Source organism: Pseudomonas sp. D1-36 (assembly GCF_051132205.1).
Classification (GTDB): domain Bacteria; phylum Pseudomonadota; class Gammaproteobacteria; order Pseudomonadales; family Pseudomonadaceae; genus Aquipseudomonas.
The window spans coordinates 4,243,135-4,269,716 of record NZ_CP071674.1 but is presented as its reverse complement, the minus strand read 5'-3'; the positions used below and the strand labels follow the sequence as shown (position 1 = coordinate 4,269,716).

Sequence of the window (26,582 nt, the reverse complement as noted above, 5' to 3'; positions counted from 1 at the left end):
AATCAGAACAACTTCGTCTCCGGCGCTTTTTCCGCCAGCGGTTCGTGCTTGCCCGTCTCGGCATTCCAGCCACCACCCAGAGCCTTGTACAAATTGACCTCGCTGGTCAGTTGCGCAAGGCGGTCGGTGATCAGCGATTGTTGTGCGCTGAACAACTGGCGTTGGGCGTCGAGGAAGGTCAGGTTGCTGTCGACGCCGATGCGGTAGCGACGCTCGGCCAGGCGGTAGTAGTCCTGGTTGGCGGCGACGAAGTCGGTCTGGGCCTGCAGCTGTTCGTTGTAGGTCTGGCGCGCGGCCAGGCCGTCGGAGACTTCCTGGAACGCTGTCTGAATCGACTTCTCATACTGCGCGACGTTGATGTCTTTCTGGATCTTGGCGTAATCCAGGCTCGCCCGCAGGCTGCCGGCGTTGAAGATCGGCAGGTTGATCTGCGGCGCGAAGGTCCAGGTGCCCGAACCGCCCTTGAACAGACCGGACAGGTCAGGGCTCAGGGTACCGGCGTTGGCCGTAAGGCTGATGCTTGGGAAGAACGCGGCCCGTGCGGCGCCGATGTTGGCATTGGCGGCGAGCAGGTTGCGTTCGGCCTGGAGAATGTCCGGACGACGTTGCAGCAGGTCCGACGGCAGCCCGGCCGGCACTTCGCTGAGCAGGTCATCGCTCAACGGTTGAGTGCGCAGGTTGGCCGGCAGGCCGGTGCCCAGCAGCAGGGTCAGGCTGTTTTCATCCTGGGCCACTTGGCGGGTGTAGCGAGCCAGTTGCACGCGGGCGTTTTCCACTGCGGTGCGCGCCTGGCTCAGGTCCAGGGCCGAGGCCACGCCGACTTCGGCGCTGCGCGAGGTCAGCTTCAGGCTCTGTTCGTAGGTGCCCAGGGTGTCCTGGGTCAGCTTGAGCAGTTCCTTGTCCGCCTGCCAGGTCAGATAGGCGTTGGCGACGTTGGCCACCAGGCTGATCTGGGTGCTGCGACGGGCTTCTTCGGTGGCGAAGTAGCTTTGCAACGCTTGCTCGCTCAGGCTGCGGACGCGACCGAACAGGTCCAACTCGTAGGCGCTGATCCCCAGCGTTGCGGAGTAGGAACTGCTGATGGCCGCTTCGCCGGTCTGCGAAGCCCGTGCCGGCACGCGCTGGCGGCTGCCGGAGCCGGTTGCCGAGACCGCCGGGAGCAGGTCCGCCCGCTGGATGCGGTATTGCGCGGCGTAGGCGTCGATGTTCAACGCAGCGACCCGTAGGTCGCGGTTGTTTTCCAGGGCAACCTGGATCAGCTGTTGCAGCGCAGGGTCATGGAAAAACTGCTTCCAGCCCTGCTCGGCGGCTGCCTGGCCGGGGGCGTTGGCCGGTTCGTAGGCCGGGCCTTGCGGGTACTGCGCCGCGACCGGAGCTTCGGGCCGCTGATAGTCCGGGATCAGCGAGCAACCGCTGAGCACGACCGCGGCGATGGTCAGGGAGAGTAGCGACTTGCTCATTGGCCAGCCTCTTTAGAAGTTTCAGGAGTGTTGTCCTGGTCGGCATTTTTGCGACGACCTAACGACGACACTGTCACGAAGAACAATGGCACCCAGAAGATTGCCAGGATGGTGGCCGTGAGCATACCGCCGATCACGCCGGTACCGATGGCGTGCTGGCTGCCCGAACCGGCGCCGGTGGAAATCGCCAGCGGGACGACGCCGAGGACGAACGCCAGGGACGTCATGATGATGGGCCGCAGACGCATCCTACAGGCTTCGATGGCGGCTTCCACCAGGGTCCGGCCTTGTTCGTGGAGTTCCTTGGCGAACTCGACGATCAGGATGGCGTTTTTCGCCGCCAGGCCGATCGTTGTCAACAAGCCCACCTGGAAGTACACGTCATTGGACAGACCGCGCAGGCTGGTGGCCAGCAGGGCACCGATAATCCCCAACGGCACCACGAGCATGACGGCGATCGGAATCGACCAGCTTTCATACAGTGCCGCCAGACAGAGGAATACCATCAGCAGCGAGAGCGCGTACAGGGCTGGGGCCTGGGAACCCGACAGGCGTTCCTCGTACGACAGGCCTGTCCAGGAGATGCCGACGCCGGCCGGCAACTTCTTGGCGATGGCTTCGACCTCGGCCATGGCTTCACCGGTGGAATAGCCCGGCGCCGGAGCACCCAAGACTTCCATCGCTTCCACGCCGTTGTAGCGCGCGAGTTTCGGCGAACCATAGGTCCACTCGCCTTTGGCAAAGGCGCTGAACGGTACCATGGTCCCGGCGCTGTTGCGCACGTACCACTTCTTCAGGTCTTCCGGACTCATGCGAGCGCCCGGCTGGCCTTGCACGTAGACCTTTTTAACCCGGCCACGGTCGATGAAGTCGTTCACGTAGCTACTGCCCAGGGCGATCGACAGGGTGTTGTTGATATCGGCCAAGGTGATGCCCAGCGCGCTGGCCTTCTCGTCGTCGATCTCGAGCTGGTATTGCGGCTCGTCGTTCAGGCCGTTCGGACGGACCTGGGTCAAGACCTTGCTCTGGGACGCCATGCCCAGGAACTGGTTACGAGCTTCCATCAGCTTGTCGTGGCCGATGCCGGCGCGGTCCTGCAGGAACACGTCGAAACCGGTGGCGTTACCCAATTCCAGTACTGCTGGCGGGGCGAAGGCGAACACCATTGCGTCACGGAAGGTAAAGAAATGCTGCTGGGCGCGAGCGGCGAGCTTGAACACGCTGTTGTCGGCGTTACGCTCCTCCCACGGTTTCAGCATGATGAACGCCATGCCCGAGCTCTGGCCACGACCGGCGAAGTTGAAGCCGGTCACGGTAAACACCGAGGCCACGGCATCGCCTTCACCACCGTCCTTGCTTGGACGCAGCAGGAACTCGCGCATCTTGTCGACCACCACCTGGGTGCGCTCGGCACTGGAGCCGGCCGGTGTCTGTACTTGGGCAAACAACACGCCCTGGTCTTCTTCGGGCAGGAACGCGGTAGGGATGCGGGTGAACAGCCAGACCATGCCGACCACAATGATCACGTAAGCGAGCAGATACGGAGCCTTGCGCTGGAGCATGTTGCCCACACCACGCTCGTAGCTCCTGACGCCACGGTCGAAAGTGCGGTTGAACCAGCCGAAGAAACCGCGTTTCGGCGTGCCGTGCTCGCCTTTCGGAATGGGCTTGAGCATGGTGGCGCACAGGGCCGGGGTGAAGATCAGGGCGACCAACACCGACAGCGCCATCGCGGAGACGATCGTGATGGAGAACTGTTTGTAGATCACGCCGGTAGAGCCGCTGAAGAACGCCATCGGCAGCAGCACCGCCGAAAGCACCAGGGCGATACCCACCAGGGCGCCCTGGATCTGGCCCATGGACTTCTTGGTGGCTTCCTTGGGCGACAGGCCTTCTTCGCTCATCACCCGTTCGACGTTTTCCACCACGACGATGGCGTCGTCCACCAGCAAGCCGATGGCCAGCACCATGCCGAACATGGTCAGGGTGTTGATGCTGAAGCCGGCCGCCGCGAGAATCCCGAAGGTACCCAGCAACACCACCGGCACCGTCATCGTGGTGATGATGGTGGCTCGGAAGTTCTGCAGGAACAGGAACATCACCAGGAACACCAGCACGACCGCCTCGACCAGGGTTTCAACCACACCCTTGATCGACTCGCTCACCACCGGCGTGGTGTCGTATGGGAACACCACTTCTACGCCCTGGGGGAAGAACGGCTTGAGGTCGTCAATGGTCTTGCGCAGGGCTTTGGCCGTGTCGAGTGCGTTGGCACCGTTGGCCAGTTTTACCGCCAGGCCCGACGCTGGTGCGCCATTGAACTGGGCGCTGATGCTGTAGTTCTCGCCGCCCAGGCCAACGTCGGCCACATCGCCAACGCGCACTTGGGAGCCGTCCGGGTTGACCTTCAGCAGGATCGCCTTGAATTGCTCGGCGGTCTGCAAGCGGGTCTTGCCGATAATGGTCGCGTTCAGTTGCTGGCCGGGCAGGGCAGGCAAGCCGCCGAGTTGGCCGGACGAGACCTGGACGTTTTGCGCGGCGATAGCGTTTTTGACGTCCACCGGGGTCAGGCTGAAATTGTTCAACTTGGCCGGGTCGAGCCAGATCCGCATCGCATACTGGGCCCCGAAGACCTGGAAGTCGCCGACACCGGCAGTGCGCGAGATCGGATCCTGCATGTTGGACACGATGTAGTTGGACAGATCGTCCTTGGTCATGCTGCCGTCGCGCGACACCACCCCGATCACCATCAGGAAGTTTTTCACCGACTTGGTCACGCGGATGCCTTGCTGCTGCACTTCTTGCGGCAACAGCGGGGTGGCCAGGTTCAGCTTGTTCTGGACCTGGACCTGGGCGGTATCGGAGCTGGTGCCCTGCTCGAAGGTCGCGGTGATGGTCATGCTGCCGTCGGAGTTACTTTCCGAGGACACATAACGCAGGTTGTCGATGCCGTTGAGCTGCTGCTCGATGACCTGCACCACAGTGTCTTGCACGGTTTGTGCGGAAGCACCTGGGTAGGTCACCTGGATCGCAATGGCCGGCGGCGCGATGCTCGGGTACTGGTTGATCGGCAACTTGAGGATCGACAAAGCGCCGACCAGCATGATCACCAGGGCGATCACCCAGGCGAAGATCGGACGGTCGATAAAGAATTTCGACATGGTTTACTCCCCTTTGCCGCCGGCGGCTTTGTCAGCTGCCTGAGCGGGGGCCGGGTTCTTAGCGCCAACGTTGGTGGCTTCGGTGGCTTTGACTTCTACCCCTGGCCGTACGTACTGCAACCCTTCGGTGATCAGGCGATCACCGGCCTTGAGGCCGTCTTCGATCAGCCATTGGTTGCCAACGGTGCGGCTGGCCTTGAGCTGACGCAGTTCGACCTTGTTATCGGCGCCCACGACCATGGCGGTCGGCGTACCCTTGAGGTCGCGGGTCACGCCTTGCTGCGGTGCCAGGATCGCCGCGCTGTTCACGCCAGCCTGCAGTTGCGCGTGGACAAACATGCCCGGCAGCAACGTGTGGTCGGGGTTGGGGAACACGGCGCGCAAGGTCACGGAGCCGGTGGTCTGGTCGACCGAGACTTCGGAGAATTCGAGCTTGCCTTCATGGGGGTACTGGCTGCCGTCTTCCAGGGTCAGCTTGACCATGGCGGCGTTGTCGCCGGCCTTCTGCAGGCGGCCGCTTTCCAGCTCGCGGCGCAGTTGCAGGAGTTCGACGGAGCTTTGCGTCACGTCGACATAGATCGGGTCGAGTTGCTGGATGGTCGCCAGGGCATCGGTCTGCCCGTTGCTGACCAGCGCGCCTTCGGTCACCGAGGAACGTCCGATGCGACCTGAAATCGGCGCATAGACCTTGGTGTACCGCACATTGATCTGCGCGGTCTGCAGGCTGGCTTCCGACTCCAGGCGATTGGCCACGGCAGTGTCGTATTCCTGGCGGCTCACGGCTTGTTCATCAACCAATTGCTTGTAGCGATCAGCGATCGACTTGGTGGAACGCAGGTTGGCCTCGGCGCTCTTGAGGTTCGCTTCGTAAACGGCGGGGTCGATCTGGTACAGCTGCTGGCCGGCCTTGACGTCGGCGCCTTCCTTGAACAGGCGCTTGAGGATGATGCCATTGACCTGAGGACGCACTTCGGCAACGCGGAACGCACTGGTGCGGCCCGGCAGTTCAGAGGTCAGGGTAAAAGGCTGGGTCTTGAGGGTTACGACGCCGACCTGAGGAGGGGGAGGCGCGGGTGCAGCCTCTTCCTTTTTGCATCCGCTGAGCAGCGATGCCAGGGCGATGGCAGTGACCAGAGCGGTAACAGCTGGCTTGAATTGCATGGAAATCCTCGGGTCCAGGCGCGTAACAGGCGCGCTCGAAAGTGAAAGGTGAAAAAAGAGCCAGATAAGCAATTAGTAGGATGCTAAGAAATATACTTACGTACACGGTTGTTTGTAAACAGCCAAATTGCGTACCATCCGGATTTACAAAAGCCTGACAAAGGCCAATGCGGACCGGGGACGCGTGCAGGCAGACGTTGCCTATAGATTGTCCTGCTGATCCTTACGCATTGCTTACGCATCCTGATTGAGGTGTTTACTGCCATGGTCCGTCGTACCAAAGAGGAAGCCTTGGAGACTCGCAGCCAGATACTCGAAGCGGCCGAAAAAGCCTTCTTCGAGCGAGGCGTTGCGCGTACCACGCTGGCCGATATCGCGACGCTCGCCGGTGTGACACGGGGCGCCATCTATTGGCATTTCAGCAACAAGGCGGATCTGCTCCAGGCCATGCTCGATACGCTGCATGAACCGCTCGATGAATTGGCCCGCGCGAGCGAAAACGAGGAAGAGCTTGATCCCCTGGGGTGCGTGCGCAAGTTGTTGGTACGGTTGTTCCAGCAGGTGGCCCTGGACCCGAAAACCCGGCGCATCAATGAGATTCTGTTCCATAAGTGCGAGTTCACCGATGAAATGTGCGATTTGCGCCAGCAGCGACGTGAAGTCAGCCTCGACTGCAACGTGCGTATCGCCTTGTCGTTGCGCAATGCAATGAAACGCGGCCAGTTGCCGGATGACCTCAATCCCGAAAGGGCGGCGGTTGCCATCCATGCCTATATCGACGGCATTCTTTACCAGTGGTTGCTGGCTCCAGACAGTTTCGCCCTGGCGAATGAAGCCGAACGCTGGGTGGACATCGGGCTGGATATGCTGCACCTGAGCCCTAGCCTGCGCAAATGAAACAAAATGCGTAATTGAATCGGTTTGTGTCAATACGGGCGCGTGAGAAAGGCTTTATAAACTGACGTCGGCCAAGGGTATATAAAATCGGTGGCGAATTTTGTAGGAAAATTGTTTCGCGGTTGTAAGCGCAGTGGCCCGGTGCGCTTACAAAGTGGAAATATGTGCCCCATCGGGTTGGCCTGACGGGGCAGTATCTTCAGCTAATTACGATTTCTACGGTAAAGCCGTAGGGTTCTCCCTCCGCCGCGTGCGTGATGCGAGTTGTGCAATTGACGGGCGTTGCGCCAATAGAGGTCACGTTAAGGGTCCGTACCGGTGTCAGGGTGGGGGTGAAAACGCCAAAAGAAGTCTCCACGCGTAAGCCGAAATCGAAGCGGAATCCACATTGTTTGTCGCCAAACACAATGAAGTGTTGGAACATATCCTTGCTACGGCTGCGCAATGTCCTGACGTACGAGAAGTCGAATTTCAACGCCTGGATATCCCCGCGACGGATATTGAAGAAGTCATGATCAATGGCGTTCAGGTTGAGGTTATTTTCGCGAAATTGAAAAGCCTGGTCGGTGTGGTTGAATATCTTGACCAGCAATCGGGTTTTATCCTGGCGAATCTTTTCTTGCTCCCAGGCTTGAATCTTCCGGTCGACCTCATCGTTCTTTTTATTCTTTTCTATCAAGGCGTTAAGTGCCTCGGCGTACTCTGTCGTGTCGAGTGACTTGAATTGCTCGTACAAGACTGACAAGGGCAAAAAGCGGAACTGTGAAAGGAGTCTCTCGATAAGGTCGTTATTGGCCGGTGGCGTGCTGTCCGTCGCGTCATTCATTCTCAAATTCCTTTTTTCAATGTTGCCTTTCAATGGCAGAGGGGAACGCCGTATGCGCTCACTGTTCCCGATAATGAGCGGCTTTGCCTTGATTACAAAGTTCTTATGTTTGACCGAATATTGGAAATTAAAAAAGCCCTGGCTCTTTCGAGGCAGGGCTTTTATAGAGGTGGAGATTAAAGTACAGGGTAATCGATATAACCCACCGGGCCTTTCCCGTAGAAGGTTTCCGGATGCGGCTCGTTCAATGGCGCGTCGGCTTTCAAGCGTGCCGGCAGGTCCGGGTTGGCAATGAATGGCACGCCAAACGCCACGGCGTCCGCCTTGCCTGCTGCCAGCCAGGCGTTGGCGCTTTCCTTGGTGAAGCGCTCGTTGGCAATGTACGGGCCGCCGAAGGCTTGCTTGAGTTGTGGGCCGATGCTGTCGTCGCCTTCTTTCTCGCGGGAGCAGATAAAGGCGATGCCACGCTTGCCCAGCTCGCGGGCGACATAGCTGAAGGTTTCCAGACGGTTCTCGTCGCCCATGTCATGGGAGTCGGCGCGCGGCGCCAGGTGTACGCCCACGCGGCCGGCGCCCCAGACTTCGATGGCCGCATCGGTGACTTCCAGCAGCAGGCGAGCGCGGTTTTCCAGGGAGCCGCCGTAGTGATCGGTGCGCTGGTTGGTGCTGCTTTGCAGGAACTGGTCGAGCAGGTAGCCGTTGGCACCATGGATTTCCACCCCGTCGAAACCGGCGGCCTTGGCGTTTTCGGCACCGACGCGGTAGGCATCGACGATGTCGGCGATTTCAGCGGTTTCCAGTGCTCGCGGTGTCGGGTAGTCAGCCAACGGGCGAACCAAGCTTACGTGGCCCTTGGGCTGGATGGCGCTCGGTGCCACTGGAAGTTCGCCGTCCAGGTAGGAAGGGTGGGAGATCCGGCCCACGTGCCAGAGCTGCAGGAAGATCTTGCCGCCGGCGCCGTGGATGGCTTTGGTCACGTTGGCCCAGCCGCGTACCTGGTCGTTGGACCAGATGCCAGGGGTGTCCGGATAACCCACGCCCATTGGCGTGACCGACGTGGCTTCGCTGAGGATCAGGCCGGCGGAAGCGCGTTGCACGTAGTATTCGGCCATCAAGGCGTTGGGTACGCGGCCTGCGTCGGCGCGGCAGCGGGTAAGCGGGGCCATGATGATGCGGTTCTTCAGCTCGATATCGCCGAGTTTGATGGGGTCGAAAATTGTTGCCATGAAATACAACCTCGCAAAGTGAAGGATCAGAAGTCAGTGAGTGGCAGGTGCCAGGTCGGCATGGCCGCCCTGACGGAAAGTGATCAGGGTCACCAGCAGCGCCAGCACGGCCAGCGCGCCGGCGGCGAGGGGCACGGTGGTCAGGCCCAGGCCATGGTCGATGACAGTGCCGCCGACCCAGGCGCCCAAGGCATTGCCAATATTGAAGGCGCCGATATTCAAGGTGGACACCAGGTTGGGCGCGTCTTTGCCGAAGGTCACCACGTTGACCTGCAGGGCCGGCACGGCGGCGAAGCAGGCGGTGGCCCACAGGAACAGCGTTATCTCGGTCGGGATCAGCGCCACGCTGGTCCAGCTCAGGACGGTGGACACGACGGCCATGGTCAGGAATACGCCCATCAGCGTGTTCGCCAGGCTCTTGTCCGCCAGCTTGCCGCCAATGATGTTGCCCAGGGTCAGGCCGAGGCCGATCAGTACCAGGGTCCAGGTCACGCCACGGGGCGACACGCCGGTCACTTCGCCGAGCAGCGGGGCGACGTAGGTGAACAGGGTGAATACCGAGGCGGAGAACAGCGCGGTCATGCTCAACGACAGCCACAAGCCGGCGCCCTTGAGCGCCACCAGCTCTGAACGCATGTCGAGTTTTTCCTCGTCGCGCTTGGCCGGCAGGAAGCGGATCAGGCCGATCAGGGCAATCACGCCGATGATCGTCACGGCCCAGAAGGTCGAGCGCCAGCCGGCTTGCTGGCCCAATGCAGTGCCCAGCGGTACGCCAAGCACATTGGCCAGGGTCAGGCCGGTGAACATCAGGGCCACGGCCGAGGCACGCTTGTTGGGCGCCACCAGGCCGGCGGCGACGACCGAGCCTATGCCAAAGAACGCACCGTGGCAGAGGGCGGTGACGACTCGGGCAAACATCAGCACGTTGTAGTCGCTGGCTACTGCGCAGAGCAGGTTGCCGACAATGAAAATCCCCATCAATGCCACCAACGCAGCCTTGCGCGGCAGTCGCGCGGTGGCCAGGGCCATGAACGGCGCACCGATGGCCACGCCCAGGGCGTAGCCGGTCACCAACCAGCCGGCGCCGGGAATCGATACGCCCAGGTCCGCCGCCACATCGGGCAACAGGCCCATGATGACGAATTCCGTCGTACCGATGGCGAAGGCGCTAAGCGCCAGAATCAAGAGTGAAAGGGGCATTTCGAATCCTTGTCGGTTTAGAGCTCTTGGCTCATTTGCTTGAGGAACTGCTGGATCGCTTCCTCGTTGCGTTTGAAGAAGTGCCATTGGCCGACCTTCTGGCTGGTGATCAACCCGGCCCGTTGCAACACCGCCAGATGCGCCGAAACCGTGGACTGCGACAGGCCGCAGCGCTGGTCGATCTGGCCCGCGCAGATGCCGAATTCGTGGTTGTGCAACTGTTCGGGAAACTGGGCCTTGGGGTCCTTGAGCCAGTTGAGGATGTCTCGCCGTACTGGGTGTGCCAGGGCTTTTATTATTTCGTCGAGGTCGAGAGTCATTGGGGCAGCTCACATGAATAACGCTATATCGCGATGAGGCGAACCTTAAATCGTTGCTTCGCGATATACCAATATGTATTTGATCTGAAGATCTTTCAAATCGCTATATCGGGTTATAACGATATAGGCGTCTGGGTGCTAAGCTGCGGGCCATGAACTATCTCGCACACCTGCACCTCGGCGGCCCTGGCCGGGAACAACTGCTCGGCAGCCTTTATGGCGACTTCGTCAAAGGGCCGCTGCAGGGCCAATTCAACCCGCGGATCGAAGCGGCGATAGCCCTGCATCGACGCATCGACATGTACACCGATCGCCATCCGCTGGTGGATATCGCCTTGTCGCGTTTCTCCACGGTGCGGCGGCGTTATGCCGGGATCGTGCTGGATGTATTCTTCGACCATTGCCTGGCCCGGGATTGGACGCTGTACAGCGAAGGACCGCTGATGGACTTCACCTCCCGGGTCTATCAGGTCCTCGCTGCTGAACCGCAACTGCCGGGGCGGCTGGCGCAGATCGCACCTTATATGGCGGCGGACGACTGGCTGGGGTCGTATACGCAATTCGAGGTGCTGGGCCAGGTGCTGCGCGGCATTTCCCGGCGGCTATCGCGGCCGGAGGAACTGGCGGGTGCGATGTCAGAACTGGTCAGGCTCTATGAGCCGTTGAGCGAAGACTTTCGGTTGTTCTATCCGCAGTTGCAGGATTTTGCGCTGGGCCAAGTCACGCCACAAAACTAACTGTGGGAGCGAGCCTGCTCGCGAAAGCGGTGTGTCAGCTAATATATTTATCGACTGATGCGCCGTCTTCGCGAGCAGGCTCGCTCCCACAGGGGGAACTGCACAATATCCTGGATCAAGCCGCAATCGCCGCCGGCCGAACCGGAATTGTCTGCTTCTCGGGCATTTCGCCGAACAATGCTTTGTGTACTGCTTGTTGGGCCTGGAAAGCCAGGGCCGCGCGTTCCTGGCCGTGGCAAGCAATCGGTTCCAAGAGATGGATTTCCACATCGCCAAGATCATTGGCGAACAATCGCATCAGGTGCGACAGCAGATCGTCATCGCCAATGAACGGCGCCAGCAAATCGGGTTCGCCCTTGCGCAGGTAACGGATCGCCACCGGTTGCAAGGCCACGTCGGCATCGATGGCCGCCGACAACAGGCGGCCGTGGAAAGTGCGCAGCGTGCGGCCGTCGGTGGTGGTGCCTTCGGGGAACATGAGCAGCGGATAGGCCTGCTCCAGGTGACGGCTCATCTGCTTGCGAATCAACTGACTGTCGCCCGAACCACGACGGATGAACAGGCTGCCGGCCTTGGCTGCCAGCCATCCGGCGACCGGCCAGGTACGCACTTCGGCCTTGGACAGGAACGACAGGGGCGTGAGCATGCCCAGCAGTGGGATATCGGTCCAGGACACGTGGTTGCTGACCCACAGCATCGGCTGTTTCGGCAGTTGCCCATGGACGGTGACGCGAAAGGGCAGGGCATTGGTCAGCCGCGCCATGAAGAAACGCGACCAGCGCTGGCGGCGCACCATCGAATGAGCGAGTCCCAGACGTTCCAGCATCCCGAACACACTGGCCATGGCCAGGCCCAGGGTGACGACCAGCAATACTCGTGCGACTCGCGCGTACACCCGCAACCGGCTCATCAGACCGCCGCCTTGAAGTGACGGGCATAACGCGGGCAGAGCTCGTCGCGCTTGAGCAGGATAAACACGTCGGCCACCTGGAAGTCTTCATCCCAGCAGGGCTCGCCGCAGATTTTCGCCCCCAGGCGCATGTAGGCCTTGAGCAGCGGGGGCATTTCGGCGATGACGTTGGACGGGACGTCCAAGGCCGGCAACGGCTTTTTCGGCACCGCTTGCAGGTGTTCGGTGCACAGGTAGCGTTCGCGCAGACGCTGCATGATTGCCTGGGCCTGGATGCCGCCGTCCTGCATCGGGATGCTTGCGCAACCCATCAAGTAGCTGTAGCCGCCTTGATTGAGGACTTCGGCCAACTCGCCCCAGAGCACCGCGATGGTGCCGCCGTTGCGGTAGGCCGGGTCCACGCAGGTACGGCCTATTTCCAGAATCGGGCCTTGGAGATGAATCAGGCCGTGTAGGGCGAATTCTTCTTCGCTGTAGAACCGGCCCAGGCTGCTGGCGGCCTGGTGGTCGAGCAGGCGAGTGGTGGCCACGAGGCGGCCAGTGTTCAGGTCGCGTACGCCAATGTGAGCGCAGTGAACATCATAGTCATCCATGTCCAGACCCATCTCCGCGCCCTTGAGCTTGGCGTTGAATTCGCCGCTGAAGACGTTGAAGCGCAGGGCCTGTGCTTCTTGCAAGGCCTGGGCGCCGATCAGGCGTTCGGCTTGCAGGCGGCGTTCATTGCCGGTGTCGCTGATGCGGGCGATCTGGGTCATAGCGAATCTCCGTGCGGGCTGTTCAGTTGCAGCCTGTCGACTTTCTTTATGCAGCCATGTTGTGCAAAGTCAGGCTATGTAGCCCCGGTGTCATCGCCATGAAGCTTTGGTGATGCTTATATGACAGCCCACAAGGAGGCCCAGATGCCTTGGCAAACCCTGATCGAACGCGGCGAGCGGCTGCCCGCCTGTGCGGATCTGGCCGAAGGTTATGCCGCGTTGCTGCATCGCTTGGGGTCGGTGACGCCGTTCGAGTTGGCCGTGGTCGGCGGTCGGTCGATGGCCACGCCCGGGTTGGCGTTTCTGGTGGGTTACCAAGCGGCGTTGCGGGCGCTTTGGCCGAGCGCGCCCCAAAGCCTCGGTGCGTTGTGCGCCACCGAGCAGCGCAGCTTGCGCCCGGCGGACATGCAGACCCGACTCGCCGACTTGCGGCTGAGCGGGCGCAAGGATTTCGTCACCGCGGGCGATGCCGCCGAGTGGTTGCTGGTCGCGGCCCGAAGCGAGGCGCCCGGCGAGGCGCCGCGATTGAACCTGGCGGTGGTGCGTGCGGGCGAACCGGGCGTGACGCTGGAAAAGTTGCCGACGTTGCCGTTCATGCCGGATATCAGCCATGGCCGGATGTTGCTGGACGGTGCGCTGTGCCAATTGCTCCCCGGCGACGGCTGGGACGTCTACGTCAAACCGTTTCGCACCTTGGAAGATGTCTACGTGCTCAGTGCGATCACCGCCTGGTTGTACGGCTTAGGGCAAGAATGCGGCTGGCCCCGGCCGTTGCAACTGCGTCTGTTGGCGTTGCTCGCCGGTTGCGCGCAGACGAGTCGCCACAACCCTTCGAGTGCTGTCGCGCATGTGTTGCTGGGTGGGCTGTTCGCTCAATTCAAAGGGCTCGATGCTGAGTTGGACGATGCCTTGGCCGATGGGCCGGCGGCGTGGCGTGAGATGTGGGGGCGTGACAAGGCGGTGATGGACATCGCGGCGGGGGCGCGGGCCAAGCGGTTGGACAAGGCGTTGGGGTCTTCGTAGATTTGAAGGGCCTCATCGCGAGCAAGCTCGCTCTTTCGGGGCTTTGCGTCGCGCATAAGGTCGCTGTGGGAGCGAGCTTGCTCGCGATGGCGTCCTTTCGAACACCAAAACTTAAACTGTCATCAAGTCTGAATAGGCTCTGCAAGTTCACCTCTGCGAGCCCCGCGCATGCCCAAAGGCTGGTTGTTGCTTTCGCTCCTGCTGCTGACCCTGACGGCCCGCGCCGAAGTCTGGCCTGGCGAACAATGGCCGACCGGCCAGGCCTCGAGTGGGCCGGCCATCGAAGCCTTGGCGCATTACGCTTTTGCACCCAGGGACGACGCCACCCGCCAAGGCATCCGCACCGACGCGCTGGTGGTTATCCAGGACGGTCGACTGGTCTACGAACGCTACGCCGGACCGACTGACGCACAGACCCCGCACCTGACCTGGTCCATCAGTAAAAGCCTGCTGGCGACGGTGTTCGGCGTCGCCTACGGTGAAAAACGCTTTGCCCTGGATGATCCAGCCGCCCAGTACTACCCGCCGCTCAAGCGACATCCGGACATGACCCTGGCCGATCTTTTTCATTGGGCGTCTGGCCTGGACTGGCAAGAAGACTATGAATACGCGCCACTCAATTCCTCGGTCGTGGCGATGCTCTATACCCGTGGGCGCCACGACATGGCCGCGTTCACCGCCAGGCACGAAAGCTTCAGCCCACCCGGGCAGGTGTTCCGTTATTCCAGCGGCGACAGCAATCTGCTGGCGGCAGCCCTGAAAAATATCGTCGGCCCGGCGCGTTATGCCGATTACCCCTGGACAGCCTTGTTCGAGCCGCTGGGCATCCGCCATGCGACCTGGGAAACCGACGCCAGCGGCACGTTTGTCGGTTCGTCCTATGCCTATCTCACCGCCCGGGACCTGGCGCGTGTCGGCCTGCTGATGCAACGCGATGGCCGTTGGGGCGATCGGCAATTGATTCCCAAGGATTGGATTGCCTTCAACCGCGAGCCTTTCGCTCGGTTTCAGGCGGGCCAGGACGAAGCCGTGCCTGGCGGACACTGGTGGCTCAATCGCGGCGCCGACCCGTCGATCCGACCGTGGCCCGACGCGCCGCCGGATACGTTCGCCGCCCTGGGCCATTGGGGCCAGGCGCTGTATGTCATCCCCAGCGCCAGGCTGGTGATCGTGCGCTACGGCGATGACCGCGACGGCACCTATCGCCACAACGAGCTGCTCAAGCGTGCCATGGCGGCCTTCGCCGGGACGGTGCAGCCATGAAGCGCAGGGTAGTGTTCATTCTTTTGTCGATGTTGCTTGTTGGCCTGTTCGGTTGGGGCTGGCAGGAGCGGGTGGCCTTGCGGGCGTTTCCCGACATCATCAGCGCCTATACCGCGAAGGAATACTGCTCGTGCCGCTATGTAATGCGGCAACCGGCCGACTATTGCCGCGGCTATGTGAAGCAGTCGGTGCCGATCAGCGATTTCCTCGAGACCGTCGAAGCAAAACGCATCACAGTCAGCGGCTTGGGGCGTAGCCACAGTGCGCGGTGGATGGGGGAGCGGGAAGGCTGTCGGTTAGAACCCTGAATGCTGTTTCAGCGATGCCTTTTGTGGCGAGGGGGCTTGCTCCCGCTCGAGTGCGCAGCGCTCGCAAATCCTTCAGTCAATCGCGACTTGGGGCTGCTTCACAGCCCAGCGGGAGCAAGCTCCCTCACCACTGGGTTATGTTGGCAGCAGCGATGTTGTGAAACTGACAGTTTGCAAGCGCCCTCGGCCCGGTTAAGGTTCGCCACAGGTTTATCTGCCCCCCGAGTCTGTATGTTCAAGCGGTTATTTTCTCGCGCTGTCACCACCTTGCTCCTGGCCTGCGCCACGCTGCCGGCCCAGGCCGACTGGTACCTGGATGGTGAGTCATCGCGACTGTCCTTTATCAGCAGCAAAAACGGCAATGTCTCCGAAGTCCAACGTTTCCTGGTGCTTCATGGGCAGGTCCAGCCCAAGGGCCAGGCACGGCTGGAGGTCGAACTCGAATCCATCAACAGCGGTATCCCCCTGCGGGACGAGCGCATGCGCGCCGAGTTGTTCGATATCAAGCAATTCGCCGAAGCCACCATCACCGCGCAGCTCGACCTGATGCCGATCCAGGACCTGGCCAACGGCGCGCAACTGGAACTGCGCCTGCCGGTGACCGTGGACCTGCATGGCAAGCAGCATGAGTACAACGTCCAACTGCTGGCGACTCGCCTGGATGAGCGGCGTTTTCAGGTCGTGACTCTGGAACCGGTGGTGCTCAACGCGGCGGATTTCGACCTGGCGCCGGGGTTGGAGAAGCTGCGCGACCTGGCCGGATTGTCGACCATCAGCCTGTCGGTGCCGGTGAGTGCGGTGCTGATTTTCACGGCGCGCTGACATGAGCGGCCCGGTCTTTCCCTGGCGTGAAGGCAATCGCTTCGAGCTGTTGATCGACGGCCCGCAATTTTTCCCGCGCATGCTGGTGGAAATCGCCCGCGCCCAGGAACAGGTCGAACTGGAGTTGTACCTGGTGGAAGCGGGCGCTTGCGCCGAGGCGATGGTCCAGGCCCTTGTCCAGGCGGCCGAGCGCGGGGTGCGCGTGCGCTGTCTGTTCGATGACTATGGCAGCCTGGCATTTACCTTGGGCCTGCGCAATCGCCTCATCCAGGCGGGCGTGGAGCTGCGGTTCTATAATCGCCTGAGTTGGCGGCGTTGGGTGCGCAATCTCTACCGCGATCACCGCAAGTTGCTGTTGGTCGACCAACGCTTGGCGGTGGTGGGCGGTACCGGCGTCACCGACGAATTCTGGAACCCTTCGGACGACCGAAGCGATTGGCATGAGGTGATGGTGGAAATCGTCGGCCCGTTGGTACTGGACTGGCAATTGTTGTTCGATCGCCAATGGCTTGCCAACCGCCATCGACGGGCTTGGAAACCGGCGTCCAATTTCGGCCTGCCCCGTCTGCCTCGCGTCCCGCCGGTGGGCGAAGGCATGGGCCGGGTCGCCTATGCCGACGCCCGCCAGCACCGCGACATCCTGCAGTCGCTATCCCGGGCATTGAACAGCGGCCAGAAACGCATCTGGATGGCCACGCCATACTTTTTGCCGACCTGGAACGTGCGCCGCTCCTTGCGCAAGGCCGCGGCGCGAGGCATCGACGTGCGGCTGCTGCTGACGGGCCCGCGCACGGATCATCCATCGGTGCGATACGCAGGCCATCGCTATTACCCACGCTTGCTCAAGGCAGGGGTGAAAATCTACGAATACCAGCCCTGCTTCCTGCACTTGAAAATGGTGCTGGTGGACGATTGGGTCAGCATTGGCTCATGCAATTTCGATCACTGGAACCTGCGCTTCAACCTCGAAGCCAACCTGGAAGCACTGGACTCTGGGCTGAGCAAGGCCGTGGCCGCCAGTTTTGAACGGGACTTCGAGCAGAGCCTGCAAGTGAGCCTCGACACCTGGCAGCGCCGGCCATTTTGGAAGCGCTTCAAGCAAAGGGTGTGGGGGTTGGTGGATCGGGTGGTGGTGAATCTGCTGGATCGGCGGGGTTAGTTCAAACACCTTGGATACAACTGTGGGAGCGAGCCTGCTCGCGAAAGCGGCCTGACAGTCAATGATGCAATGACTGAAAGATCGCCTTCGCGAGCAAGCTCGCTCCCACAAAGGTATTGCAGTGTCGTTGGATCAGAGCAACTCAAAACTCTGCTGCTTCACGTCCTGGGAATCCAGGCCGATCTGCACGTTGAACTTGCCTGGCTCTGCCGCGTACTTGAGCTGCGCGTTGAAGAACTTCAGGTCGTCTTCGGTGATGTCGAAGTGGATGACCTTCTTCTCGCCGGCCTTGAGCATGACCTTGCGGAAGTTTTTCAGCTCCTTCACCGGACGGATGATCGAGCCGGTAACGTCCTGGATGTACAGCTGCACCACGGTTTCGCCGTCACGATCGCCGGTGTTTTCCAGAGTGATGCTGGCGTCGAGCTTGCCGGTCTTGTTCAGCGTGGTGGACGACAGGGCCATGTCCGACAGGCTGAACGTCGTGTAGCTCAGCCCATAGCCGAACGGGTAGAGCGGGCCGGTGGTGTCGTCGAAGTACTGCGAGGTGTAGTTGCCTGGCTTGCCCGGCGTGAACGGCCGACCAATGCTCAGGTGGTTGTAGTAGGTCGGAATCTGCCCGACCGAGCGTGGGAACGTGATCGGCAGCTTGCCCGACGGGTTGTAGTCGCCGAACAGCACGTCCGCGATGGCGTTGCCGCCTTCGGTACCGCTGAACCAGGTTTCCAGGATCGCATCGGCCTGCTGTTTTTCTTCCAGCAACGACAGCGGGCGGCCATTCATCAACACCAGCACCAACGGCTTGCCGGTGGCCTTCAGGGCCTTGATCAGCTCGCGCTGGCTGGCGGGGATGTTCAGTTCGGTACGGCTCGACGATTCATGGGACATGCCACGGGACTCGCCCACGGCGGCGACGACTACGTCCGCTTCTTTCGCGGCTTTCACCGCTTCATCGATCAGCACTTGGGCCGGACGCGGATCGTCCACCACTTCCGGGGCATCGAAGTTGAGGAAGTTCAGGTAGTCGAGCACCTTCTTGTCGCCCGTGATGTTGGCGCCACGGGCATAGATCAGCTTCGACTCACCGCCCAATGCGCGGGCCATGCCGTCATACACCGTGACCGACAACGCCGGGCGCCCGGCGGCGGCCCAACTGCCCATCATGTCGATCGGCGCCTTGGCCAGCGGGCCGACCAGGGCGATCTTCGCGGTTTTCTTCAGGGGCAGGATCTGGTTGCGGTTTTCCAGCAGCACCAGGCTGCGGCGCGCCACGTCACGGGCATCGGCGCGGTGCATGCGGTTGTCGGCATAGACATCGGCCGGGTCGTCCTCGGCCTTGCCGATACGCAGGTACGGATCCTTGAACAAGCCCATGTCGTACTTGGCGGCCAGCACTTCACGCACCGCGTTGTCGAGGTCGCTCTGCTCGATCTCGCCCGCCTTGAGCAGCCCTGGCAGCTCCTTGCCATAGAGCGAGTCGTTCATGCTCATGTCGATGCCGGCCTTGATCGCTAGCCTGGCCGCTTCGCGACCGTCCCGAGCGACGCCATGCTTGATCAGCTCGAAAATCGCGCCATGGTCACTGACGGCCAGGCCCTTGAAGCCCCATTCCTTGCGCAGCAGGTCGTGCATCAGCCATGTGTTCGCGGTGGCCGGTACGCCGTTGATGGAATTCAGCGCGACCATCACCCCGCCCGCGCCGGCGTCGATGGCGGCGCGATAGGGCGGCAGGTAGTCCTGGTACATTTTCACCGGGCTCATGTCCACGGTGTTGTAGTCCCGGCCGCCTTCCACGGCGCCGTAAAGGGCGAAGTGCTTGACGCTGGCCATGATGCTGTCGGCGGCGTTGGCGCCGGTGCCCTGGAACGCCTTGACCATCACCCCGGCAATGCGCGACACCAGATAAGTGTCTTCGCCGAAGCCTTCGGAGGTCCGGCCCCAGCGTGGATCGCGGGAGATATCGACCATGGGCGCGAAGGTGATGTCGATGCTGTCGGCCGCTGCTTCCTTGGCCGCGATGCGGCCGGAGCGGTAGATGGCGTCCATGTCCCAGCTCGAGGCCAGGGCCAGGGGAATCGGGAAAATGGTGCGATGGCCATGAATCACGTCATAGGCGAAGAACATCGGGATCTTCAGCCGGCTGCGCATGGCCGCGTCCTGCATCGGACGGTTCTCATCGCGGGTAATGGAGTTGAATGTGCCTCCGATGTTGCCGGCGGCGATTTCCTTGCGGATCATCTCCCGGGGCATCTCCGGGCCGATGCTGATCAGGCGCAGCTGGCCGATCTTTTCCTCGAGGGTCATTTGCTTCATCAGGCTGCTGATGAAAGCGTCCTTGTTCTCTATGGGGGCTGGCAGGTTGTCGGCTAATACGGATTGACTGGCCAGACTGACAAACAGGCCCAGCAAACACAGCTTCTTCATGAATAGTTTTCTCGCAAGCCTAAAGGGCGGTGATCAGGACACGCCGGTCAGCCTAAATGTGAGGAACGGCTATTGTTGTTCGGGTGTTATCCAGTTAAATGCAGCACACTTTCGAACCTGTGCCGATGAACTTAGTTTCGCACTGCGCATCTTTTAGCCCATAGACCCGATTCGATCCAGTGCGGCGGCGATTATGCCCCAGACGCCGGTAAGATAGGTGGCGGTGTTTTCTTAATGCAATGCAAGGGAGAGCTTCACCCGATGATTCGACGACTGAACCACCGCAGCGCGCTGCAAATGCTGGCCCTGATGCTGTTCACCACGCTGCTGGCCGGTTGCGGCATCAACAACATCCCGACCCTGGACGAGCAGGCAAAGGCGGCCTGGGGCCAGGTGCAGAACCAATACCAGCGCCGCGCCGACCTGATTCCCAACCTGGTGGAGACCGTCAAGGGTTATGCCCAGCATGAGCAGGAAACCTTGACGGCGGTGATCGAAGCCCGGGCCAAGGCTACGTCCATTCAGGTCGATGCCAGCACCCTGGACAACCCGGAAAAACTCAAGCAGTTCCAGCAGGCCCAGGACCAGTTGAGCGGCGCATTGAGCCGCCTGATGGTGGTATCCGAGCGCTACCCGGACCTGAAGGCCAACCAGAACTTCCTGGCCTTGCAATCGCAACTCGAAGGCACCGAGAACCGCATCGCCGTGGCGCGTCGTGATTTCATCCTGGCCGTGCAGAAATACAACACAGAGATTCGTACCTTCCCGGGTCGCCTGTGGCACAGCGTGATGTACAGCGATCTGCCAGTTCGCGAGACTTTCGAGGCCACCAGCCCGAATGCCGAAAAAGCGCCTGAAGTGAAGTTCTGATGGAGCAGCCTCAAGTTCTGAGCGGCAAGCTGCAAGCTCAGGTAACGCGTACGGCTTTCGGCTTGAGGCTTGCTGCTCGAAGCTTGAAGCTGTTCGTGCTGTTGCTCTGGGCTTTTGCAGCCACGGCCCAGGCAGAATTGAGCTTCCCGGCGCTGACCGGGCGGGTGGTGGACACCGCCCAGTTGCTCGACCCATCGGTGCGCACGCAACTCGATGCGCAACTCAAGGCCCATGAACAGGCCACCGGCGAGCAGGTGGTTGTCGTTACGCTGGCGAACCTTCAAGGCGCCAGCATCGAAGACTTCGGTTATCAATTGGGGCGCCATTGGGGCATCGGGCAAAAGGATAAAAACAACGGCGCGCTGCTGATCGTCGCCCGCGATGACCGTAAACTGCGCATCGAAGTGGGTTACGGGCTGGAAGATCGCCTGACCGACGCCCAGAGTTCGGTGATCATCAACCAGGTGATCACCCCGGCGTTCAAGACGGGCAACTTCAACAAGGGCATCAGTGACGGTGTGGCGGCGATGCTCGTGGTGTTGGGTGGCAACCCCCTCGATGAACCGGCTGCGGCATACAGCGCGGGCAGTGCGGACGAGGGCGATTTCGTCGAGCGCCACCCAGGCTTGTTCATCTTCCTCGCGATGCTTTTCATCCTGACGATTTTCGTTTGCCAAGTGCTCGGTATCCTGCCCAGCGGAGGGGGCTCCGGCGCAAGTTATAGAGGCGGAGGAGGCGGCTTCGGCGGCGGTGGTGGCGGTGGCTTCAGCGGTGGTGGCGGCAGTTTCGGCGGCGGCGGTTCGTCCGGCGGCTGGTGACAATAACAATGAGCGGGCATTTTCAAACATGGCATTACTGACTGAACACGAACAGCGCAAAGTGGCCGAGGCGATCGCTCGGGTCGAGCGCGACACCGACGCCGAACTGGTCACGGTGCTCGCCGCCCGCGCCGATGACTACGCCTATATCCCCTTGCTCTGGGCCAGCCTGCTGGCGCTGGTGGTGCCGGGCATCCTGCATTACGTGACGGGATGGCTGAGCGTGCATAGCCTGTTGTGGGTGCAATGGGGTGGTTTCATCGTGCTGTGCCTGATGTTTCGCATTCCTGCCGTCACCACGCACCTCATTCCTCGCTCGGTACGCCACTGGCGGGCTTCCAACCTGGCGCGCCGGCAATTCCTCGAACAGAACCTGCATCACACCGTAGGCAGCACCGGCATGCTCATTTTCGTCTGCGAGGCCGAGCGGTATGTGGAAATCCTGGTGGACGAGGGTATTTCCAAGCGACTCGACAACAGCCATTGGGATGCCATTGTCGGTACGTTCACCCAGCAGGTTCGCCAGGGCCAGACGTTGCAAGGTTTTGTGGCGTGCATCGAGGCTTGCGGCGAATTGCTCAAGGAGCACGTGCCGGTGACCCATGCGCGTAATGAGCTGCCGAATCGGTTGGTGGTGTTGGGCTGATTGGCTGCCGGCCACCATGGCGAAGGCGCCTTTGTGGGAAGGGAGCTTGCTCCCGCTGGACCGCGAAGCGGTCCCCATCGATTCCAGGGTCAGGCAACGGGCTCGCACATCGACGACTGCTTCGCAGCCGAGCGGGAGCAAGCTCCCTCGCCACAAAAGCGCGCTGCCACCTAGATTGCGCTGCGCATTTCGCACCGTTGGGGAAATTCCCCGTGCCCCCGCATCCGATCCCCCCTAAAATACCCGTCATTCCCGATCCGCCCGCCCCGAGGCCGCTTTTCCATGTCCGTCACCGCAACTCCCACCCGTCCCGGGCCGGATCACCACGCTCAGTTCATCGAGCTTTTGCAAACCAGTCTCGAACAAAACGCGTTCATCAAGCTGGTGCTGGCCAAGTACGTCGGTGACGAAAGCGATCTGCAGCGGCTGATCATCAAGCAACTGACCGTCAAGGACCAGCCGTGCCTGTCCTTTGTCTATCGCTACAAGACCCGCGACATCACCAAGAATTTTTCGCTGGCCGAAGGCGTGGATGCCATCGCCACGCTGTTGCCGACTTCGTTCAAGAATGCTCACTTGTTGGCGATTACCGACGAGGCGCAGTTGGAATACAGCAAGAAAGGCAAGAGCTCGCTGTTCAAGAGCAAGCCGCAGCAACTGCGGGAAGTACCGTCCGCCGGGCACAACCGCGAGAAAAACCGCTTCCTCGACCTGAATCGGCCCTTTTTGGCCGACCTGGGGGTGACCAACCATAAGCACGAATTGATCCCGGCCATGTCGCGCAAGTGGAAGCAGATCAACAAGTTCATCGAAGTGTTCAGCCACGCGCTGACATCTTCGCCATTGGCCTTGGACACGCCGGTGCGAGTCTCGGATTTCGGCTCGGGCAAGGGCTACCTGACCTTCGCCATCCATGATTACTTGCGCAACACCTTGCAGGCCGAAGGCGTGGTGACGGGTGTCGAGCTGCGCGAAGACATGGTCAAGCTGTGCAATGAAGCCGCGGCACGACTGGAGCATCCGGGCCTGAGTTTCCAGCACGGTGACGTGCGCACCGTGGCGCCGAGCGCGGTGGATGTGATGATCGCTTTGCACGCCTGCGACATCGCCACCGATTACGCTATCCACATGGGCATCCGCTCGGGCGCCTCGATCATCATGTGCTCACCGTGCTGCCACAAGCAGATCCGCCTGCAAATCCAGAGCCCGGCGCTGCTCAAGCCGATGTTGCAATATGGCCTGCACCTGGGCCAGCAGGCGGAAATGGTCACCGACAGTTTGCGGGCGTTGTTCCTCGAAGCCTGCGGCTATGAGACCAAGGTGTTCGAGTTCATTTCCCTGGACCACACCAACAAGAACAAGATGATCCTTGCGGTCAAACGCCCCGAACCGGTGGAGCCCGCCGAACTGCTGGCCAGGATCGACGAACTCAAGGCGTTCTACCACATTACCGAGCACTGCCTCGAAACGCTGCTGCGGGCGGATGGCTACCTGGCCTGACAAACCGACCTGAACCCTGTGGGAGCGAGCCTGCTCGCGAAGAACGATAACGCGGAATATCTGACAAACCGCGCTGCCTGATTCGCGAGCCTGCTCGCTCCCACCCATCAAGTGGTGCAGTCTGTCAGTTAATGGCGGGCTGTCGTTACAGCGGTCTACCTTTAATGCGTCCACTCTCACGCATTCCAAAGGAGCCCATTCCATGGCCGCCAAGAAAATCCTCATGCTGGTCGGCGATTACGTCGAAGATTACGAAGTCATGGTGCCGTTTCAGGCCCTGCAGATGATCGGCCACACCGTCCATGCCGTGTGCCCGGATAAAACGACCGGGCAGACTGTCCGCACGGCGATTCATGACTTCGAGGGCGACCAGACCTACAGCGAAAAACCGGGACATCTGTTCGCCCTCAACCATGACTTCGCCAGCGTCGAGGCGGCCGACTACGATGCGTTGCTGGTGCCAGGCGGTCGCGCTCCGGAATACTTGCGGCTGAATGAAAAAGTCTTGCAACTGGTGCGCGATTTTGACTTGGCGGGCAAGCCGATCGCGGCGGTGTGCCACGGGGCGCAATTGCTGGCGGCGGCGGGCATCCTGGAGGGGCGCGAGTGCAGCGCCTATCCGGCCTGTGCCCCGGAAGTGCGCTTGGCCGGCGGGACGTTCATCGACATCCCGGTGACCGAAGGCCATGTCCAGGGCAACCTCGCCACGGCACCGGCCTGGCCGGCGCACCCGAGCTGGCTGGCGGGGTTTCTGACGTTGCTCGGTACGGCGATTACCCTATAGGCACCGAGCCAACGGGGCGGTCTAGACCTCCACCGGCACCGACAGCTTCGGATCGCCCAGTGGATGGCTCTTGGCATCGAAGAAACGCAGCTCTGTGTCCAAACCCTGGAACAGCTTGGCGTAATGCCGTTTCTGGTGCTGGATGAACGCCTGGCTGCGTGGGTAGATCGAGATGGCGACGGTCTTCGGCGCGGCTTGGCGCAAGGCATCGACAATGTGGCTGTCCTGCTCGCCCAGGGCATGGCCGAACAGGCACAGATTGTCGTGGTGATGCAGCAGTTGGTCGTAGCAGAACGACAGATAGTCGCTGCTGCGAATCGTTTTGAGTTTGTCCTGGCTCGGCCCTTCGCTGACCAACAACGGCACATCGTCGAGGGTCTTGATGGTGTTGTTGATGGCGAAGCTGCCCAGCAGCGTGCCTTCGGTGGAGGTGAGCTTGCGTGCCGTGCCGTCCTGGTTGCGCACCAGGTGCAGGCCACCGTGCAGGTACAAGAGACGGGGTTTGTCGAGGTGGGCCTGGCTCAGGTCAAAGCTGTGGTCGGCCCCCAGGAACAGATCGGTGAGGGTTTCGGGCGCTTGTTGGATCGCCCAATAGCTCAGCAGATCGTAGTTGGTGGTAAACACCGTACGGTAGCTACCCAGTTCCTGATTGAGGTTCTCCAGGGTCGACGGTTGTACCAACCGCCAAGGAATATGCACCGCATGTACGGTGTTGATCAGCGCTTCCTTGATCGCGTAATAACGATTGCGCGGCGCCGCGGAGCTGACGGCCAAGGCCTTGTTGACCCGACTGGTGGTTTTCAGCGCCCCCAGCACTTGTTCGAAACTGCGTGTCTGCAGCGCGTCGAACACGCTCAGTTCCGACGCGCTCAAGGGTTTTTCCTCGACGGTGCGGGCGTTCTCGAACAACGAGTCATAGCCGAAATCATCCCACACGGCGCGGCTGGCGCCATTGCCCACCAACAAGCCGCTGAAGGCGATGTCGGCGCGCAAGGTCTCCCAATCTTCGAGCCGGGCGTCGTATTCCTGGAAATCGGTCATCGCGAAAATCATCTCAAAACGTGGCTAAGGCAGGGCGTGACTTTATCACGACCCAGTCTTGAGCCAGATCGAGATGCGTTTTGAACAGTCGATTTCCTGTGTTTTTACCGACCCGGTCCATTTGGCGTGAACCTGGCGCACAGCGTCGCCGCCGTCGCCAATAACATGCATAAAACCGCGAGTGGCCACGCCTGTTGGCTTAGCAAGAGGCTGGCAATCGCGCCGATCATAGACGCCATCAGCTGGTGCAGGAAACCGCTCAACGCCATGGCGTAAGCACCGGCGATCGGCGAGCCTTCGTTTGCCAGCGACAGGCTGATCGGATAATTCAACGACTGGCCGAACACCGCGAAGCAGTATGGCAACCAGAACAAAAGCGCGACGCTGCTCAGTGAAACGCTTCCTGCCAGCATGGTCGCGCTGCCACCCAGGACCAGGGCAATGCCCCAACCCATCAGCCGGCGCTGGCCCGTGCGCAGCACAAAGGCATTGACCGCGAGCGCGCCCAGCAAGTACGCGCCGCTGATCGGCCAGCCCAACAGCCCATACTCGATGGCAGACCAGTGAAAGCCCTGTTGCAGGATCAGCGGCGCGGCGGTGTTGAAGGCGATGATCACGCCATAACCCAACCCGCCCGCCAACGCAGGCAACAGAAAACCACGATGCTGGAGTATCCGTACGTAGATCCCCCAAGCCGACTGTCCATTGCTGTTTTCGGCAAGTACCGGGAACGCCGCCGTGGACACCGCGGCGGCCATGACCAGGCTGGCCGCGCCCAATCCGAGAAAAATCGCCTCCCATCCAAACGCAGCCTGGATCAGTGAGCCGAGGTACTGGCCGATGCCGAGGGCAACCACGAAGGCGATCGATATCCAGGACAAGGCCTTGGCCAGCTGGTCGCCGCTGAAGCTGTCACGGATCAGCACCCTCGCCATCACCGAAATACCGCTGGCGCCGACGCCCTGGACCAACCTGAACGCCAGGAACGTTTCTATCGTCGTACCCAACGGCAGCGCCAGGTTTGCGAGGCCGTACAGCGTCAATGCCGCCAACAGCACCGGTTTGCGTCCAAGACGCTGGCTCAGGCTGCCCCACATCAGCATCGGCAAGGCCATGCCGACCAGGTACACCGACAACCCCCACGACACTCGGGATGCATCGGCGCTCAGAGCCTGGGCGATATCCGGCAGGGCTGGCAGATAGATGCTCATGCCCAGCTGTGCCAGGAAGACCGTGGTGCAGGTGACGATCAGTGTTGTACGGTTTTTCAT

24 protein-coding genes are annotated in these 26,582 nt (G+C 61.2%); 12 read left to right on the top strand and 12 right to left on the bottom strand.

Annotated elements, in window-relative coordinates; genetic code table 11:
• Window positions 1–2: 2 nt before the first annotated feature.
• From adeC to J3P76_RS18910, 3 genes are read right to left on the bottom strand one after another with little or no spacing between them, the layout of a single operon-like run.
• Window positions 3–1,460 carry an AdeC/AdeK/OprM family multidrug efflux complex outer membrane factor gene (adeC, locus tag J3P76_RS18920; RefSeq protein ID WP_420766763.1) on the bottom strand — a complete coding sequence of 486 codons (1,458 nt, stop codon included), beginning with the start codon at window positions 1,458–1,460 and terminating at the stop codon, window positions 3–5.
• A complete protein-coding gene (gene emhB / locus J3P76_RS18915; protein WP_434562726.1) occupies window positions 1,457–4,621 on the bottom strand; it encodes an efflux RND transporter permease subunit EmhB in 3,165 nt (1,054 codons plus the stop codon). The genes adeC and emhB overlap by 4 nt, the downstream gene beginning before the upstream one ends.
• A 3-nt stretch (window positions 4,622–4,624) precedes the next feature.
• A complete protein-coding gene (locus tag J3P76_RS18910) occupies window positions 4,625–5,782 on the bottom strand; it encodes an efflux RND transporter periplasmic adaptor subunit (protein WP_434701127.1) in 1,158 nt (385 codons plus the stop codon).
• A 264-nt stretch (window positions 5,783–6,046) separates the two neighbouring features.
• Here J3P76_RS18910 and J3P76_RS18905 point away from each other — a divergent pair, with 264 nt between their 5' ends.
• Window positions 6,047–6,679: a TetR family transcriptional regulator gene (locus J3P76_RS18905; protein WP_420766760.1), complete on the top strand. Its 633-nt coding sequence runs from the start codon at window positions 6,047–6,049 to the stop codon at window positions 6,677–6,679.
• Window positions 6,680–6,878: 199 nt separating this feature from the next.
• On the opposite strand, the gene J3P76_RS18900 is transcribed toward J3P76_RS18905, so the two are convergent.
• The 4 genes from J3P76_RS18900 to J3P76_RS18885 form a co-directional block, all read right to left on the bottom strand.
• A complete protein-coding gene (locus J3P76_RS18900) occupies window positions 6,879–7,505 on the bottom strand; it encodes a hypothetical protein (RefSeq protein ID WP_434701126.1) in 627 nt (208 codons plus the stop codon).
• A gap of 176 nt (window positions 7,506–7,681) precedes the next feature.
• The gene (locus tag J3P76_RS18895; protein ID WP_434562730.1) at window positions 7,682–8,731 is read right to left on the bottom strand and encodes an alkene reductase; all 1,050 of its coding nucleotides are present in this window, start codon (window positions 8,729–8,731) and stop codon (window positions 7,682–7,684) included.
• A 33-nt stretch (window positions 8,732–8,764) separates the two neighbouring features.
• Window positions 8,765–9,931 carry an MFS transporter gene (locus J3P76_RS18890; protein WP_420766757.1) on the bottom strand — a complete coding sequence of 389 codons (1,167 nt, stop codon included), beginning with the start codon at window positions 9,929–9,931 and terminating at the stop codon, window positions 8,765–8,767.
• 17 nt (window positions 9,932–9,948) lie between these two features.
• Window positions 9,949–10,251, bottom strand: coding sequence for an ArsR/SmtB family transcription factor (locus J3P76_RS18885; RefSeq protein ID WP_434610033.1), 303 nt, complete (start codon window positions 10,249–10,251; stop codon window positions 9,949–9,951).
• A gap of 152 nt (window positions 10,252–10,403) precedes the next feature.
• On the opposite strand from J3P76_RS18885, the gene J3P76_RS18880 reads away from it, so the two are divergent.
• Window positions 10,404–10,988 carry an ACP phosphodiesterase gene (locus tag J3P76_RS18880; protein ID WP_434701125.1) on the top strand — a complete coding sequence of 195 codons (585 nt, stop codon included), beginning with the start codon at window positions 10,404–10,406 and terminating at the stop codon, window positions 10,986–10,988.
• 115 nt (window positions 10,989–11,103) lie between these two features.
• Here J3P76_RS18880 and J3P76_RS18875 read toward each other — a convergent pair whose 3' ends face one another.
• Complete coding sequence (locus J3P76_RS18875) at window positions 11,104–11,898, bottom strand: lysophospholipid acyltransferase family protein (protein ID WP_434701124.1); 795 nt, start codon at window positions 11,896–11,898, stop codon at window positions 11,104–11,106.
• On the bottom strand, window positions 11,898–12,653 hold the full coding sequence (gene olsB / locus J3P76_RS18870) for an L-ornithine N(alpha)-acyltransferase (RefSeq protein WP_434562738.1): 756 nt from the start codon (window positions 12,651–12,653) through the stop codon (window positions 11,898–11,900). Before olsB ends, J3P76_RS18875 begins: the two co-directional genes overlap by 1 nt.
• A gap of 144 nt (window positions 12,654–12,797) precedes the next feature.
• Here olsB and J3P76_RS18865 point away from each other — a divergent pair, with 144 nt between their 5' ends.
• The 5 genes from J3P76_RS18865 to J3P76_RS18845 all read left to right on the top strand — a co-directional run bounded on the left by J3P76_RS18865 (window position 12,798) and on the right by J3P76_RS18845 (window position 17,228).
• On the top strand, window positions 12,798–13,676 hold the full coding sequence (locus J3P76_RS18865) for an acyl-CoA dehydrogenase (RefSeq protein ID WP_434701123.1): 879 nt from the start codon (window positions 12,798–12,800) through the stop codon (window positions 13,674–13,676).
• Between the two features lie 168 nt (window positions 13,677–13,844).
• Complete coding sequence (locus tag J3P76_RS18860) at window positions 13,845–14,939, top strand: serine hydrolase domain-containing protein (RefSeq protein ID WP_434562742.1); 1,095 nt, start codon at window positions 13,845–13,847, stop codon at window positions 14,937–14,939.
• On the top strand, window positions 14,936–15,247 hold the full coding sequence (locus J3P76_RS18855; RefSeq protein WP_434701122.1) for an amidase: 312 nt from the start codon (window positions 14,936–14,938) through the stop codon (window positions 15,245–15,247). The genes J3P76_RS18860 and J3P76_RS18855 overlap by 4 nt, the downstream gene beginning before the upstream one ends.
• A 231-nt stretch (window positions 15,248–15,478) precedes the next feature.
• A complete protein-coding gene (locus J3P76_RS18850; protein WP_420766750.1) occupies window positions 15,479–16,069 on the top strand; it encodes a YceI family protein in 591 nt (196 codons plus the stop codon).
• A gap of 1 nt (window position 16,070) precedes the next feature.
• On the top strand, window positions 16,071–17,228 hold the full coding sequence (locus J3P76_RS18845) for a phospholipase D-like domain-containing protein (protein WP_434701121.1): 1,158 nt from the start codon (window positions 16,071–16,073) through the stop codon (window positions 17,226–17,228).
• 132 nt (window positions 17,229–17,360) lie between these two features.
• Here the strand turns inward: J3P76_RS18845 and bglX are convergent, their stop codons facing one another.
• On the bottom strand, window positions 17,361–19,652 hold the full coding sequence (bglX, locus tag J3P76_RS18840; protein WP_434701120.1) for a beta-glucosidase BglX: 2,292 nt from the start codon (window positions 19,650–19,652) through the stop codon (window positions 17,361–17,363).
• A gap of 261 nt (window positions 19,653–19,913) precedes the next feature.
• Here bglX and J3P76_RS18835 point away from each other — a divergent pair, with 261 nt between their 5' ends.
• The 5 genes from J3P76_RS18835 to J3P76_RS18815 all read left to right on the top strand — a co-directional run bounded on the left by J3P76_RS18835 (window position 19,914) and on the right by J3P76_RS18815 (window position 24,270).
• On the top strand, window positions 19,914–20,522 hold the full coding sequence (locus tag J3P76_RS18835; protein WP_420766747.1) for a LemA family protein: 609 nt from the start codon (window positions 19,914–19,916) through the stop codon (window positions 20,520–20,522).
• A complete protein-coding gene (locus tag J3P76_RS18830) occupies window positions 20,522–21,340 on the top strand; it encodes a TPM domain-containing protein (RefSeq protein ID WP_434562750.1) in 819 nt (272 codons plus the stop codon). The genes J3P76_RS18835 and J3P76_RS18830 overlap by 1 nt, the downstream gene beginning before the upstream one ends.
• A gap of 28 nt (window positions 21,341–21,368) precedes the next feature.
• Window positions 21,369–21,986: a TPM domain-containing protein gene (locus tag J3P76_RS18825; protein ID WP_420766745.1), complete on the top strand. Its 618-nt coding sequence runs from the start codon at window positions 21,369–21,371 to the stop codon at window positions 21,984–21,986.
• Window positions 21,987–22,268: 282 nt separating this feature from the next.
• Window positions 22,269–23,486, top strand: a complete 1,218-nt coding sequence (locus J3P76_RS18820) for a class I SAM-dependent methyltransferase (protein WP_434701119.1) — start codon at window positions 22,269–22,271, stop codon at window positions 23,484–23,486.
• Between the two features lie 202 nt (window positions 23,487–23,688).
• Window positions 23,689–24,270, top strand: a complete 582-nt coding sequence (locus J3P76_RS18815) for a DJ-1/PfpI family protein (RefSeq protein WP_420766743.1) — start codon at window positions 23,689–23,691, stop codon at window positions 24,268–24,270.
• Between the two features lie 21 nt (window positions 24,271–24,291).
• Here the strand turns inward: J3P76_RS18815 and J3P76_RS18810 are convergent, their stop codons facing one another.
• On the bottom strand, window positions 24,292–25,311 hold the full coding sequence (locus J3P76_RS18810) for a DUF4917 family protein (RefSeq protein WP_434650182.1): 1,020 nt from the start codon (window positions 25,309–25,311) through the stop codon (window positions 24,292–24,294).
• Between the two features lie 104 nt (window positions 25,312–25,415).
• Window positions 25,416–26,582, bottom strand: coding sequence for an MFS transporter (locus tag J3P76_RS18805; protein ID WP_434610057.1), 1,167 nt, complete (start codon window positions 26,580–26,582; stop codon window positions 25,416–25,418).